This is a genomic window from Lacticaseibacillus zeae DSM 20178 = KCTC 3804 (assembly GCF_000260435.1).
Lineage (GTDB): Bacteria > Bacillota > Bacilli > Lactobacillales > Lactobacillaceae > Lacticaseibacillus > Lacticaseibacillus zeae.
Genome location: NZ_BACQ01000055.1, coordinates 58,773 through 72,241 on the forward strand (window position 1 = coordinate 58,773; position 13,469 = coordinate 72,241).

Below are 13,469 nucleotides of genomic sequence, written 5' to 3' on the forward strand. Positions count from 1 at the left end.
AAAATTCGTCATCTGATGCTGAATACGCAAAAAAATGAGCTTCCAACGCGCGGAAGCTCATTTGCTCCACTTGATGACAACATTTTTAATGGTAAAACAATATACTAATCTTCACGTACCTGGCCATTGCCCAGCACCTGGTACTTAATCGTCGTCAGTGCAGCCAAGCCCATCGGCCCGCGGGCGTGCAGCTTTTGGGTGCTGATGCCGATTTCAGCGCCGAAGCCGAACTCAAAGCCATCCGTGAACCGCGTCGAAGCATTCACATACACCACCGCAGCATCAACCTGTTGGAGAAATCGCTGACTGTTTTGATAATTATCCGTGATGATGGCTTCGCTGTGCTTCGTGTTGTGCGCGTTGATATGCGCGATGGCCGCTTCTTCGGAATCCACGACTTTGACTGCCATGATGAGGTCGTTATACTCCGTGTCCCAATCTTCGTTTGTCGCCGCGTGCATGCTCGGCACGATGGCGCGCGCTCGCTGATCGCCACGCAGCTCAACGCCGTGTTCCTGCAACGCTTTGGCAATCACCGGTAGCTGCTCGTCAGCCACATCTGCATGAATCAAGAGCTTTTCGGCAGCATTGCAGACAGATGGCCGCTGAACCTTGGCATTGACCACAATCGCCACCGCCATTTCCAACTGTGACTGGGCATCAACATAAATATGGCAGTTACCGGCACCGGTCTCAATCACCGGAACCGTTGCTTGCTCCACAACTGCTTTAATCAGGCCACGCCCGCCTCGCGGAATCAACACGTCGAGGTAATCGTTGAGATGCATTAATTGATTGGCCACTTCATGCCGCGTATCTGTCACCAGTTGAACCGCATCGCTCGGCAAGCCATGCGTCGCCAATGCATCTTGCAAAACCGTTGCCAATGCCATATTGCTATGCAAGGCTCCTTTGCCGCCGCGTAAAATGACGGCATTACCACTTTTAAATGTCAACGCCGCAGCGTCAACTGTCACATTCGGCCGCGCTTCATAAATCATCCCGACGACGCCTAAAGGGACCCGTTTTTGGGCAATGGTCAACCCAGCATGATTTACCCAGGCGCGATCCGTTTGGGCAGTGGGGTCGTCTAGGACTGCCACCTGCCGCACGCCTGCCGCCATGTCAGCAATCCGTGCTTCCGTCAACACCAGCCGGTCCTTGAATTTGCTCGGCATCATGCTGGCAGCTTTCAGATCCTCCTGATTAGCTGCCAAAATGGTTCCCGTGTGCATCTCCAGCGCATCAGCCATGGCCAGTAAGCCGGCATTTTTCTGCGCCGTGGTTAATTGGCCAAGAATAGCCGCGGCCGCCTTAGCCGCTTTCCCCATTTGTTCAAGATCGATCGTCGTTGTATCCATTTAAGTCGTCTCCTTTACCGATTGCGAGCCGCAGCGGCTGACAAAATGGCTGCCTTTTTCCTCGTGTCATCTTATACGTGTGGTTTTAAATTCAACTATTTGAAGCTTGGTTATCAGGTGATACCTGCTCCAAAACGTTGCCAAACCAAGTTCCGACTGGCTCACCAGCGACGATGCGCAGGATGATCCGCGGATCACGGCCGCTTGCCAGCACCATCTGTTTGCCGGCACGCATCATCGTTTGCGCGGCTTTTAGTTTGGTCACCATTCCGCCGGTTCCAAAACGCGTTGAACTGCCACCGGCGCCAGCTAAAACCTTGGCAGACAAATGGGTGATTTCCGGGATCAACGCCGCATCCGGATGTCGGTTAGGATCCCGATCATAAAGCCCGTCAATGTCGGAAAGTACCATCAGCAAATCCGCATCAATCTGCTTTGCGACCAAGGCCGAAAGCTGATCGTTATCGCCAAAGGTTGTCCGATGATCCAACTCGTCCACGGCCACACTATCATTCTCGTTAATGATCGGAATGACCTGCTGGGCAAGCAAAGCATCAATCGTATCAAGCACATGTTGGCGCGTTTGCGGATAATCAAACACATCATGCGTCAGCAACAACTGCCCGATTTTGGCACCGTAATCGCTAAATCGTTGCGTGTACAAGGTCATCAGCTCTGACTGGCCGATTGCCGCAAGTGCCTGTTGATGGGCGATCGCGGCAGGGCGCGCACTCACCCCAAGCTTCGCCATCCCGACCCCAATCGCCCCAGAAGTGACCAAAACCAATTCATAGCCTTGATTATTCAACGCAGTTAAGGCATACGCCAGCCGATCAATCGTCTGTAAATTCACTTTGCCATTTCGATGAATCAAACTACTTGTTCCGATTTTGACCACGATTCGTTTACAATGCATTGCCCGTTTTACCATCGTTACCTCCGCACGCTACAACTTTCTCAGCATTCAAAAAAGCACCGTTTTGATCGAGACACCCGTTAAGGCGGTACCATTCTCGTTCAAAGCAGTGCTTTGCGCTTTTTCATGATTTAATTAATTTGAGCATCAACCTCAAGCTTGGATTCGCGAACCATTCAGAACTTTCAGCTAGTGTTCTGATATCTGTGAGCCGCTACTATGACTTGATGAAGTGAATTGTATGCGGCGAGAGGGTAAAAGTCAAGCGCTTCGTTTCTTTAACGTAAAGCACTTACTGCCGTATCACCGGCACGCGCAATGCATAAATTCGCGGTAATGAGTCGCGGCCACGTACCGGTTGGCCATTGACTGTTAACGCCCCCTGCTTCACGGATACTTTTACTGGTGAAGGTAGTCTCACTGCATAACGCTCCGGTAGTTTTAGTCTTTCAACGTAAAACCTACCATCATTCAGCTTCCGGGTAATACCGACAACACCTAATTGATCAGCCTGAGCTAGGTAAACTCCATTAGCCGTCAGCGGGTTGCCGACAAGCTGCCAATCGCCGTTTTTCATTCGGTACTGTTTGCGTCCTTTAATGTCGAAGCGGTAAAAAGCAAAAATTCCGCCGGCAAGCGGCCGCTGACACCCATCCGGGAAAACCGCCATTTGTTGGAATAGCGGCACCGCCTTTTGCAACTGCTGCGCCACAACTGTTTGCTGTGCCGTGAGTGATATTGGTTTGGTCTTGACGCCACCGCCTTGCAACCCCATGACGGCCAAAATGGCTGCTCCCGCAATCAAAATTTTAATGATGATGTGTTTCCCCCGCATTTCCCCGCCTCCATGTATTAATTTTTAAATATATTAACAATAAGTTTATCAGTTTGGCTAGATGATCCGCTAACAATACACATGTTATTAAAAATGATTCTGCAACCCACAAAATAGTGCGGCGCAGTAACTTGAAAACAAGTAGGATCGCATTCTTACCGTGCCATTCTGTGAATTTGTCACCTTTTAACGACATTAAAAAATCCCGATCCGTCAATGCCTTTATAGCAATGATGAATCAGGACTGGGTTGTTTATTTATAAATCGTAACTAGGCGCGGACAATTTTACCAACCGCAATTGGCAGGGTCACGTGGGCATCGTAGTTCATGACTGTGCCCTTGACCGTATCAGGCAACTTCAGTGAATCCGGAACACCGTGAATATAAATCACACGTTTGTCGAGTTGCAAATCTTCACTGCCAAATGCGGCTTTGAAAGCCTGTTGGAGTTCCTTCAAATCAACGAGCTTCTCATAGGCGTAATGCCCTTCCGCATCAGCAACCGGATAACTGTCATTTGGCACATGCATCTTGGCAGGTTCAGCATCAAACGGCACCATGGTCGTACCGGAAACTGGCTCTGTTTCTGGCAAATCAACGAAACCATCACCGTTAGCATCTTGCGCCGCCGTGGCAATTTCTGCCGGCTTCCCATCAGGAAAACCATGGAAATGTTCCCAATGCTGGACGTTTGCTGGTGTATCAAACATCTCAATGTGGATCCGCAGTTGCGCACCATCAACCGTAAATTCAGCGGTGCCATGCGGCTTGGTACCGATTTTCTCTGCATTCAACGGTACAATCTCTGCCGTGTATTTCTCAGCCATATAAATCAGCTCCTGTTATGATTTTTGGAACACCTTTAGAATAACGTTTATTTTTTAATTGCTCAAATTTTAAAAGAAAATTTTTAAAGGCAGGTGCTCGTAGCATTCGTTTTAGACAACTAATTCAGCTGAAAATACTTTAACCATGCGTTCTTGCCCATAAGTGGGTATACTGATTTTAAATTCACTCGCGATTCAACAGGGAGGGAGTCCAATGTCAGATCACAAACCGAAATGCTTTTTCTGGAAGGCAATTAGCGTTTGGTTGATTGCGATTGGTGCTATGTATTTGGTTGATGCTTTTGGTGAGCACATTAAGTTGAACTTTATGCTGCAAAATATATACCGTGGCTTGGTTCTGTTTGGCATTTTACTGCTCCTCAACTGGCTGTTCATTCATCAAAAAGTTAGCTGGAAGCCAAGCTTAACCATCTTCAAGGCTGTGCTACTGGGAATTCCGACCTATCTCTTTGTTTGCTATGTCACGTATATAGGCTCGCAACAACTCCATCTGGACTACAATTGGCCTTTTGCCATTTCCGTGGGGCTTGCTGCCGGCCCCTTTGAAGAGTATCTTTGTCGCGGGTTGCTCTTAGGACTGTTACTGAAAACCTTTAATCGATATTCTAAAGTCACCCAGATCTGGACGGCAGTGCTTATCTCAAGTTTGCTATTTGGGTTATTGCATGCCATCAATCTCAGCTACCAATCACTGAACGACACAATTTTGCAAATGATTTCCGCAGGTCTTGGTGGTGTGTTCTATAGTGCGGTTTATTTGCGAACAGGCACTATCTTGATGGCGATGATTGTGCACGGCCTATGGGATTTTATTTTAAATCTCGTACGCCCCACTTTGTTCAATATCCCCGTGGCTCTTACGGGTGCCATCGTGATCGCGGACGCTTTAGGAATCTTGATCAGTATTTTTTATCTACGAAAATCCAAGATACACACCATTCAACTTGAAAAACTGACATAGCTTTACTTTTTCACCGCTTTGCAGCCGCCAATAACCGTTCCCGCAGTGCCGGATCAGCCGCATATAGATACAAGCCATGCTTTGCCCTTTTTAGCAAAATGTTGACGGCATTCATCATGATCGCGGCCTTGGCATCCTGCGTGTCTGCTAGATCCGGCCGCTTTTTGAACGCTTCTTTATCTTGGTATTGTGCTAAATTGACGGTCAGCCGATCGCGCTGCTTATCATAGCCGAGGCTTGATCCCAAAATCACGCCGGCATAATTTAAGTCAAACCCTTGTATGGTATAAATCGAGCCAACCTCATGGAGCGTTTCCGGCCGTTGTGCCCATGGCCGATCGGTAAAGTTGATTTTGTCCCACGGCAGGCGCAAGGATCCGGCAGTGACATACCAGGTCTTGTTGTCCAATACCGTAAACGGGTAGTCCGCAGTCGCAATCATGCGCGACAATCCCACCGCGGCATCGCGTTGCTGAATCAGTTGATACATTGGCTGGCCATCCGCGAAAATCCGGAAGTCAAAAGTTGCCGGTTGCGGAAGTGGCGCGATCCGGCCACGAACAAACTGATCAATCCAGCGATTCACCGCCGCATCCCCTACCCGCATTTGCTCGGTTAGCCGATAATGCGTCACGGGATAATCGCGAGTAATCCGTTTGAGCAGCGCTGGGGTCCAAAAGTTTTTCAATTTTACCAATTGATGAAAATCAAAGACCAGCACCACCAGCTTCGCCAGGTGAAGGATGTCTGCCAGCTGATTGGTGTCTCGAAAATTGTTATATGGATCTGGCGCGGTCAAAAGCAGATGGCCTTCGTCAATGAACACAATATCAGCCATTTTGCCTGCTTTTCGATAAGCGTTAATAAAAGGAGTGGGCTTCATGAAGTCCTTTTTATGGAAGTACGCTTTGGTCCCGGCAATTTCTTTGTAAATCTTCAACATTTCATTGTGATTCACCAACAGCTTATTGTCTGTTCCTGCAAGTGGCCCACTATCTGTACGCGCGGCTTGTTGCAACTGGGCAAACGCCGCGTCCAGTACCACACTTTTGCCAGATCCCGCGTCGCCTGAAATGATCAGCAGATGCGTCTGATTCGCTGGATAATTGGTGGTAATGAAGTCGTGAATGTGTTGCTTCAAGGCAGCCTGTGCTGAAGTCAAAGCCGCGTCCTGGGGCAAAATAAACGTTGATTGCGCTAAGTCCGGCATATGAGCACCTCCGAAATTAATATAGCATTTTCAAATTAAGTTGCCACACGTCTTCGCCAGTTAGCTGAATAGGATGATTTTTCAAAAAGAACACTAAAAGAAACCTATCTGTAAAGCAAATCACATACTTTATTCATATAAAGCGGTTAAACTATAAGTAACGAGTTTGAACTGTTATTCAAGAACTAGGAGTACTTCATATGCCTTCAATTGCTGATTACCCACAACGCCCGAGTTTGGCGTCATTTCAACAGGCTCCGCTGACTGAGCTTGATGCCGGTTTATTTGCGCAGTTTGGTTATTTGAATTTTAATTACCTCATTGGCCAGCCGTATGCCCGGTTTGCCGATTTAAATGACAGTATGCGGCTGCATAAGGCGACTTTAACCACATGGGCCATCCCAACACACCAAGCCATGCTGCATGCGATGCATCAGAGCAAACGATTTGCCCGGGTTGCGTGGACCAACTGGCTTGAAACCTGCAGCCACCGCAATGAAGAAGATTTTGCGGCCATCACCTTTACGTTGGCACCGGATGTGTATTGTGTTAGTTTCCGCGGCACGACGAATAAACTGGTCGGCTGGAAAGAAGATCTCAATATGAGCTTCATGCCGACCATTCCGGCGCAGCGACGGGCGTTGAGCTATCTGACTAAGCAAATCAGCCGCCACCCTGGCACCTATTATCTGACTGGGCACTCCAAGGGCGGCAGCCTCGCCACTTACGCGTTCGACCATCTGCCAGAACCGCTCGCCGATCAAGTTGCGCATGTTTATAGTTTTGATGAGCCAAGTGGTGTCCCACTCGACCCCAGCCATCGTGACCGCGTGACCAAGCTTGTGCCGCAAAGTTCGCTCATCGGCGTCAGTTTGGATCCGGCAACCAACTTTGAAGTCGTTAAAAGCCGCGTCAAATTATTCGGTCAGCATGATGTACTCACCTGGAGCATTGCAGACAACACTTTCACTCACTTGCCGACAACGACTTGGGTTTCGCGCTATTTTCAAAAAACCTTCGCCCTGTGGTTAGCCGGTCTCGATGCAAAGGCAACTGCCATCACGGTCGACGCTTTGTACCGAATCCTGCGCAGCGGCAATGCCATTACACTTGATGATCTGGCGAAAACCAAAAACCATTGGCGCCACTATTTCCACGCCTTCCGCAGTTTGGACAAGCATCACCGCAAACAGCTAGGCCGTTCATTCCGCGGTCTGCTTGGTGCAATGGCCGGATCATTGGTGCAAACCCATTAAATGCCATGATTTGGTTGCAACGTGCGTATTGAAACCCGCCGATGATACTAAGCCAAAACGTTCCGTGAGACAAAGAGCTGTCTTGCGGAACGTTTTTTGTACTCAACGCCGAACCAATTTTTGAACGATATGCTCTCGTCAACCACCCGAGACAAGTTCCAAAACCGCGTCACGCCGGCACTCTATGATTCTTAGACAAGCTCTCAGCTAAAAATACTTGTGCAAAATCAATAACGCTTTGACAATAGTGACAAGGGGGTAAAAAGTATGCAGTTCAGCGACAAACTCAAATTGGCGCGCCAACAACATCAGTACACGCAAACACAAGTCGCCGAGCAATTACACGTGTCATCCAAGACCGTTTCCAGCTGGGAAAATGCGCGCAGTTTCCCGGACATCGGCACACTTGTCAGAATCAGCGATCTCTATGACATCTCATTGGATCGTCTATTGAGGGAGGATCAAACCATGATGGATCATTATGAAGCTATCGACAAACATGTATTACGCGATAAGCGGATTTTTCAAGTCACTTACTTTGTTAACCTTGCGCTTCTTTTGGGAATTGTGATTGTTAAAATGCTAAGCAACACACCACCCATATTGCGTCAATATGGTGGTTGGATAGGTTTGGTATTTGTTGTTAATCTGATTGTCTTGGCAACGCATTATCCGAATTACCGGCTATAGATTCGTTCATGGCCGCGGCGAATTTTGCTAATCATTCTTGCTTTGAGCTTTGCTACAATCTTCTTTCTTCTTATTCAAGAACCAATAACCGTTTCTTCGGGTGACAGCTATTACCAAACTGGTTATATAGCTGGGGCACAACTACGAATGGTCACACTTCCTATCATACAAACCTTGAGTACCATTTTTGCCATCTTCGGTTTCGAAGAAATTCTAGACAAGAATTAGCCGTTAAACACAATGACATTTGACTAGTTTACACACAGACGTCTCTTAGGCTCGGCATTGACCGGGCTTTTTTTAGTTCTTCACGGTTTTGAATAATCCGAAGAAAAAATGCCACAATCTGCGTCACACCAACAACTCTACGATTCTTAGAGCCACTATTTTGCAAAAAGACTTGTACATTTTTAGCCACACCTTAACAATAGCAACAGGTGGTGAAGAATATGCAACTTAGCGACAAGCTGAAATTGGCTCGGCAACAACAGCATTTGACTCAAACCCAAGTTGCCGAGCAACTACATGTTTCAGCAAAAACAATTTCCAGCTGGGAAAACGCACGTAGCTTCCCCGACGTCGGAACATTGGTCAGCATCAGTGACTTTTATAACATTTCTTTGGATCGATTACTTAGGGAGGATCGTACAATGATGGAGCATTACGACACAATCAGCAAACAGGCACAACGGGACAACCGGTACTTTCAAGTTACATACTATTTAAATGTCATACTTATTTTAGGAATTCTGGCGGTTAAAACTTTTCCAGCTAACACGCGGCAATTATCAGGATGGCTTGCCATCGCTTTAATCATTAATCTAGTAATCTTAGCGACTCACTATCCTAATTATCACGCCTGGGTTGACAGCTTCTCTCATAAGCTTCTGCTGACCGTATTGGGAATCGGCTTAGGTGTTGTCTTAATATTTATTAGCGTGGAAGGCAGCATGACACTTCACATTTCTAAATCAATTTCTGACGAGGCTGCTTACTTATTTGGCTACTATTCAGGCCTGCTTATGAGGCCAGTGGCTGAAACATTCAGTATTATTTTCGTGATTTTTGGCTTCGCCGAACTTAAAGAAAAGCCTTAATCTAACAGCCTCCCCTCCACCCAAAGCCAGCCAATTGCGCTGGCTTTTTTTAAATGGGATATCTTGCTTTACAAGGTATCCCACCACGATTATACTATGCTTAACAAGGTATCAAGGGAGGCGAGGCCATGCAACCTTCATCGCAAATGCTGAAGGGCATTCTAGAAGGCGCCATCTTGAAAATTATTCAGCAAGGCGATATTTACGGCTACGCTTTACACGAAAAGCTGGCCGCGCTTGGGTTTGGCGACATTCCTGAAGGCACTATCTATCCCTTACTGTTGAAGCTGCAGAGAAATAAACTCATCGTCGGTGTCCGCCGACCAACTGGTAATGGCCCTGATCGGAAGTACTACCACCTCACCGACGAAGGAGAAAGGACGCTTACCATTTTTCAACAACAATGGCATCAACTGGTTCAGGCCATGGCCAATCTCAACCAAGGAGGCGAATCGTCGTGAAAAAATTAAACCAACTCCGAGCTGCCAATGACCAACAACTCAAAAAGATTCACGGTACAGACTATAGTTACACGGAGTCAGTCATCATCTATTTACGCAGCAAGTTAAGTAAAGATCCCTATGCCATTGAAGAGGCTATTAGCGACCTACTGGCGACCCTTATTGACGCCCAGCAATCAGGCCACCGCGTAGCAATTTTTTTCAGCGATGACCCTCAAAAGGCTGCGGATCATATTCTAAAGGAGTTACCACGTGTTCCGGTTTGGTACCTCCTGAATCAGTATTGGCCAGTGCTCATGTTTCTCTTTGCCGCTAGCATCTTCCCTACAATTAGTCAGAAAAGCCAGCTGTCCTTAGTAAGTGTTGGCGGACCAATCCTGTTTGCCGTTGCTTTCGTCAACATTCCGTTTGCCCGGGGCCTCTCATTCAACAAACTCTCGCGTAAAACCGTTTATAGTGCCATGTTAGGCTTTGCTATGGTGATAATTGCGTTACTGATACTCAGCTATTTGGTAGCTGGACGCACACCTTTTTCCGTTTCCAGATCAACGCTTTTGCTTTTCTGTGTTAGCTTCCTCGTGCTAAATCTAATCGGTGCTTTGGGCTTTCGCAAAATTGCTTATTTGTTCCTCGCATGGGCCTGTGTGTGGTTGCTGGCATTCATTGGCATGTTGTTGACCACTTCGGCATTAACTGTGGGAATCGCGATTACCGGCGTGCTCGTTGCCACCCTTTTGCTGTTCTATCATCCCGAACCAAAATCACAGTTACCTGTCTAACTCAGCCAAGTTTCAAGGAGGCGACACTTAATGAAAAAATTAACCCAACTTCGCACCGCCAATGATCAACAGCTCAAAAAAATTCACGGTACGGACTATACCTACACTGAAACAGTCATCCAATATTTACGCGGTGATCTGAGCAAAGACCCTTATGCCATCGAACAGGCCATTAGCGACTTATTGGCAACGTTGATTGACGCACAACAGAATGGTCATAAAGTAGCATCCTTCTTTAGTGACGATCCTCAGGCAGCAGCCGACAATATTCTAAAAGAGTTGCCACACATCTCAGTCACTTACCTTTTCACGATGTACTGGCCACTCCTCATGTTTCTGCTCATTCAAAATATATTAATCATGTTGATTAGCCCCAGTTTGCGTTTTAGCCTAAGCGATGTGATCGGCATTAATTTCTTTGCCTTACTCATGATTGGCGCCTCGTTTGCCCGTGGCATTTTCTTTAACAAACTTTCGCGCAAGACAATCGCTGGATTATGGATATTATTAGTGCTTATGTTTGTGGTGCCCTTTTTTGACGGGATATCTGTTCCGTGGCGTGGCACCCTTTGCTATTTCCAGTCCGACACTCATCAGATTTTCTGCGATTCTTTGTGCTATTAATCTAGCTTGCGCACTGTGGTTACGGCCGATTTTTCTCATCTTCCTCGGCTGGACCGGCGTGTGGCTAATCGCCGTGCTCGGCCTTGCTTTGCCGTCTTCTGAATTAACGGTCATCCAGGGCATCGCCGGAATCGTTTGCGCGCTTGGCTTGCTTTTCTACCGGCCCGATCCGTTGCATTCGTCAACAAAAAGCACAGGCATCCACCCTTAGTTGCTAACTTCCAATCCTATCTAAAAAATAGGCTGAAAACACTCGCCTCGCCATCATACCGTTCGCCCATCGGTCCAATCGCCATATATAACCGATGCACAGCAGCCGGCATTTGCAAATGGTTCAGCAAAACGTACCGCGAAATCGTCCACTTCAACTTGACGGCAACTATCTGATAAGCTGTCCCGTTTTGCAATTCTTGGGCCGCCATTAATAAGTCACGCCGAATTTGTGGGTAGGCCGTCATTTCAGGATCGTTGTAAGCTGTGTCGATCGCCTGAAATAACTGGGTTTCTTTTTTATTCATTTTGGGCACCTCCAGGATGAATGCAGTTTAGCGCGTTACTGTACTTGAAGCAATGTTACATCGCTTTTTGTCTAGAAGAACGTGTCGTTTTGACAACTTGAAAAATAACGCAACGTTTATTTGGGAAAACCCAACGTTTATTTAAATTTTGTCACAACGCGGCGGTTTTGTCGCAAACTGAGGGTTATTAAAAGCATTCATTGCAAAGTAACGGGAGGGCGCATATGACCGATTCAACCTACAAATTCGCTGTCGAACCAACCTTAGGGCAAAATTTACGAGGTGGCTACTCATCATGAACGCAAAAGAAGCGCTTATCAGTACCTGTGTTTTCACGGTTTTCCTTTTTGGCGTTGATTTATTTTTAGGTGGCCACTTTCAGGTCTTCAGAAATCTGTTTACTGGAGTCGTGTTCTTTTTGATCGTCTGGATCTCGGGATACCTATTCCATAAGGAGGCGTAAATCTTGTTCGAGCCTGAGCCCATCGCGGATTTTATTGCGATGGGTTTTTGAATGTCCAATTCTGGTGTCTGCCCGAAACTCCCTAATCCTCGTGCAGCCAATCCTATTAAATCCGTATTGCATCGACACAAAATTATTTGTAAAGTTGAGGTGGTGTTACGCCTCGCTTCGTGAAGTTTTTGGGGAAGGAACCTTAGTGCAATGGATAGCCACCAAGTCAGCGCGATTTGTTTTTAATTAGCGTCGCGTCTACTGTTACAGAAATTGAAAATCGCATTCAGGTTAAGAAAGGATCTTTCAAGTGAAATATCGTTTATTAGGCAAAACCGGCTACAAAGTCAGTGAAGTTTCTCTCGGTACTTGGCAACTGGGCGGCAAGTGGGGTGCGCCGTTTGATGCCAAAGTTGCCCGCGAAACTTTGGAAGAAGCATACGCTCATGGCGTCAACTTCTTTGATACTGCCGATGGTTATCAAGGCGGTGAAAGCGAAAAAATGGTCGGGGCATTTGTCAAACAGCATCCTGACGTTCATTTCACGACCAAAATCGGCCGTAAAGAAGAACCGTTGACTGCAGAGCATTTTGATCCTGATCACATACACCGCTATGTCGATGAATCATTACAAAATATGGGCTTGGACAGTCTGGATATTGTCTTGTTGCACTGCCCGCCAATGCAGGTCTACTACCAACCTGAGACTTTCTTCGCATTGGATGCCTTGCAAAAAGCCGGCAAGATTCGGCATTATGGCGTCAGCATCGAACGCGCCGAAGAAGGCATTAAAGCTTTGGATTATGACACGGCGGTCGTTGAAGTGATTTTCAACATGTTCCGCCTGCGCCCGGCTGAAACCTTCTTCCCGCTGGCTAAGCAGCATGATGTTGGCATTCTCGCCCGTGTCCCTTTGGCAAGTGGTCTGCTGACAGGCAAGTTTGATGAGAATACTAAGTTTGCACCGACTGATCAACGGGCCAACAATCGCCACGGCGAGCACTTCAGCAAAGGCGAAACCTTCTCCGGCGTTGATTATCTAACCGGGGTTAAAGCTGCCCGTGAACTTAAAGAACGTCTCGGTTCAGACAACCTCGCCGCAACGGCACTTCGATTTATCCTAATGTACGATGCCGTCTCAGCCGTCATCCCAGGTGCCAGCAACCCTACCCAAATCGAACGCAACACCGATGCTGCGGATGTACCGCCGCTGACGCCTGAACAAATGGCAGTGGTTAAAGATGTGTATGACCGCCTGATCAAAAATCCGGTTGGATACGAATGGTAACAGCTTAATCACCGTTGTCAAAAGCTGTCGCTCACCGATTTATATCGATGTAAGGGTACTTTTACACGCCACCCAAGTGTGATCAAGGCCAGCTCACACGTTAGTTAGGTGACATCAGGATTTATGCACCACTCATCGCTGCCGGCAGCTTTCTTGGCAACAGCGCTGTT

At 47.3% G+C, this 13,469-nt stretch carries 13 protein-coding genes and 2 pseudogenes; 9 read left to right on the forward strand and 6 right to left on the reverse strand.

What is annotated here, in order from left to right; all coding sequences use genetic code 11:
* Positions 1-104: 104 nt before the first annotated feature.
* The 4 genes from GSO_RS11440 to GSO_RS11455 form a co-directional block, all read right to left on the reverse strand.
* On the reverse strand, positions 105-1,361 hold the full coding sequence (locus GSO_RS11440; RefSeq protein WP_010492299.1) for a glutamate-5-semialdehyde dehydrogenase: 1,257 nt from the start codon (positions 1,359-1,361) through the stop codon (positions 105-107).
* 91 nt (positions 1,362-1,452) lie between these two features.
* Positions 1,453-2,292, reverse strand: a complete 840-nt coding sequence (gene proB / locus GSO_RS11445; RefSeq protein ID WP_010492301.1) for a glutamate 5-kinase — start codon at positions 2,290-2,292, stop codon at positions 1,453-1,455.
* 277 nt (positions 2,293-2,569) lie between these two features.
* Complete coding sequence (locus GSO_RS11450; protein WP_010492303.1) at positions 2,570-3,112, reverse strand: hypothetical protein; 543 nt, start codon at positions 3,110-3,112, stop codon at positions 2,570-2,572.
* Positions 3,113-3,382: 270 nt separating this feature from the next.
* Positions 3,383-3,940: a hypothetical protein gene (locus tag GSO_RS11455; RefSeq protein WP_010492305.1), complete on the reverse strand. Its 558-nt coding sequence runs from the start codon at positions 3,938-3,940 to the stop codon at positions 3,383-3,385.
* A gap of 214 nt (positions 3,941-4,154) precedes the next feature.
* Here GSO_RS11455 and GSO_RS11460 point away from each other — a divergent pair, with 214 nt between their 5' ends.
* Positions 4,155-4,922 (forward strand): CPBP family intramembrane glutamic endopeptidase, encoded by a 768-nt coding sequence (locus tag GSO_RS11460; RefSeq protein WP_010492307.1) that lies wholly within the window; start codon positions 4,155-4,157, stop codon positions 4,920-4,922.
* A 10-nt stretch (positions 4,923-4,932) separates the two neighbouring features.
* Here GSO_RS11460 and GSO_RS11465 read toward each other — a convergent pair whose 3' ends face one another.
* Positions 4,933-6,132, reverse strand: a complete 1,200-nt coding sequence (locus tag GSO_RS11465) for a DUF2075 domain-containing protein (protein WP_010492309.1) — start codon at positions 6,130-6,132, stop codon at positions 4,933-4,935.
* 200 nt (positions 6,133-6,332) lie between these two features.
* On the opposite strand from GSO_RS11465, the gene GSO_RS11470 reads away from it, so the two are divergent.
* The 6 genes and pseudogenes from GSO_RS11470 to GSO_RS15975 all read left to right on the forward strand — a co-directional run bounded on the left by GSO_RS11470 (position 6,333) and on the right by GSO_RS15975 (position 11,250).
* A complete protein-coding gene (locus tag GSO_RS11470; RefSeq protein ID WP_010492311.1) occupies positions 6,333-7,388 on the forward strand; it encodes an Mbeg1-like protein in 1,056 nt (351 codons plus the stop codon).
* A gap of 267 nt (positions 7,389-7,655) precedes the next feature.
* Positions 7,656-8,306, forward strand: a pseudogene (locus GSO_RS18585) (helix-turn-helix domain-containing protein).
* A 221-nt stretch (positions 8,307-8,527) separates the two neighbouring features.
* A complete protein-coding gene (locus GSO_RS11480) occupies positions 8,528-9,175 on the forward strand; it encodes a helix-turn-helix domain-containing protein (RefSeq protein WP_010492314.1) in 648 nt (215 codons plus the stop codon).
* A 128-nt stretch (positions 9,176-9,303) separates the two neighbouring features.
* Positions 9,304-9,636, forward strand: a complete 333-nt coding sequence (locus GSO_RS11485) for a PadR family transcriptional regulator (RefSeq protein ID WP_010492317.1) — start codon at positions 9,304-9,306, stop codon at positions 9,634-9,636.
* Positions 9,633-10,415 (forward strand): hypothetical protein, encoded by a 783-nt coding sequence (locus GSO_RS11490; protein ID WP_010492319.1) that lies wholly within the window; start codon positions 9,633-9,635, stop codon positions 10,413-10,415. The genes GSO_RS11485 and GSO_RS11490 overlap by 4 nt, the downstream gene beginning before the upstream one ends.
* Positions 10,416-10,445: 30 nt before the next feature.
* A pseudogene (locus GSO_RS15975) lies at positions 10,446-11,250 on the forward strand (hypothetical protein).
* 16 nt (positions 11,251-11,266) lie between these two features.
* Here GSO_RS15975 and GSO_RS11500 read toward each other — a convergent pair.
* Positions 11,267-11,557 (reverse strand): bacteriocin immunity protein, encoded by a 291-nt coding sequence (locus GSO_RS11500; RefSeq protein WP_010492323.1) that lies wholly within the window; start codon positions 11,555-11,557, stop codon positions 11,267-11,269.
* 295 nt (positions 11,558-11,852) lie between these two features.
* Between GSO_RS11500 and GSO_RS17865 the strand changes: the two genes are divergently transcribed.
* On the forward strand, positions 11,853-12,020 hold the full coding sequence (locus GSO_RS17865) for a hypothetical protein (RefSeq protein ID WP_155807535.1): 168 nt from the start codon (positions 11,853-11,855) through the stop codon (positions 12,018-12,020).
* A gap of 301 nt (positions 12,021-12,321) precedes the next feature.
* Positions 12,322-13,299: an aldo/keto reductase gene (locus tag GSO_RS11510; RefSeq protein WP_010492325.1), complete on the forward strand. Its 978-nt coding sequence runs from the start codon at positions 12,322-12,324 to the stop codon at positions 13,297-13,299.
* Positions 13,300-13,469: the final 170 nt, after the last annotated feature.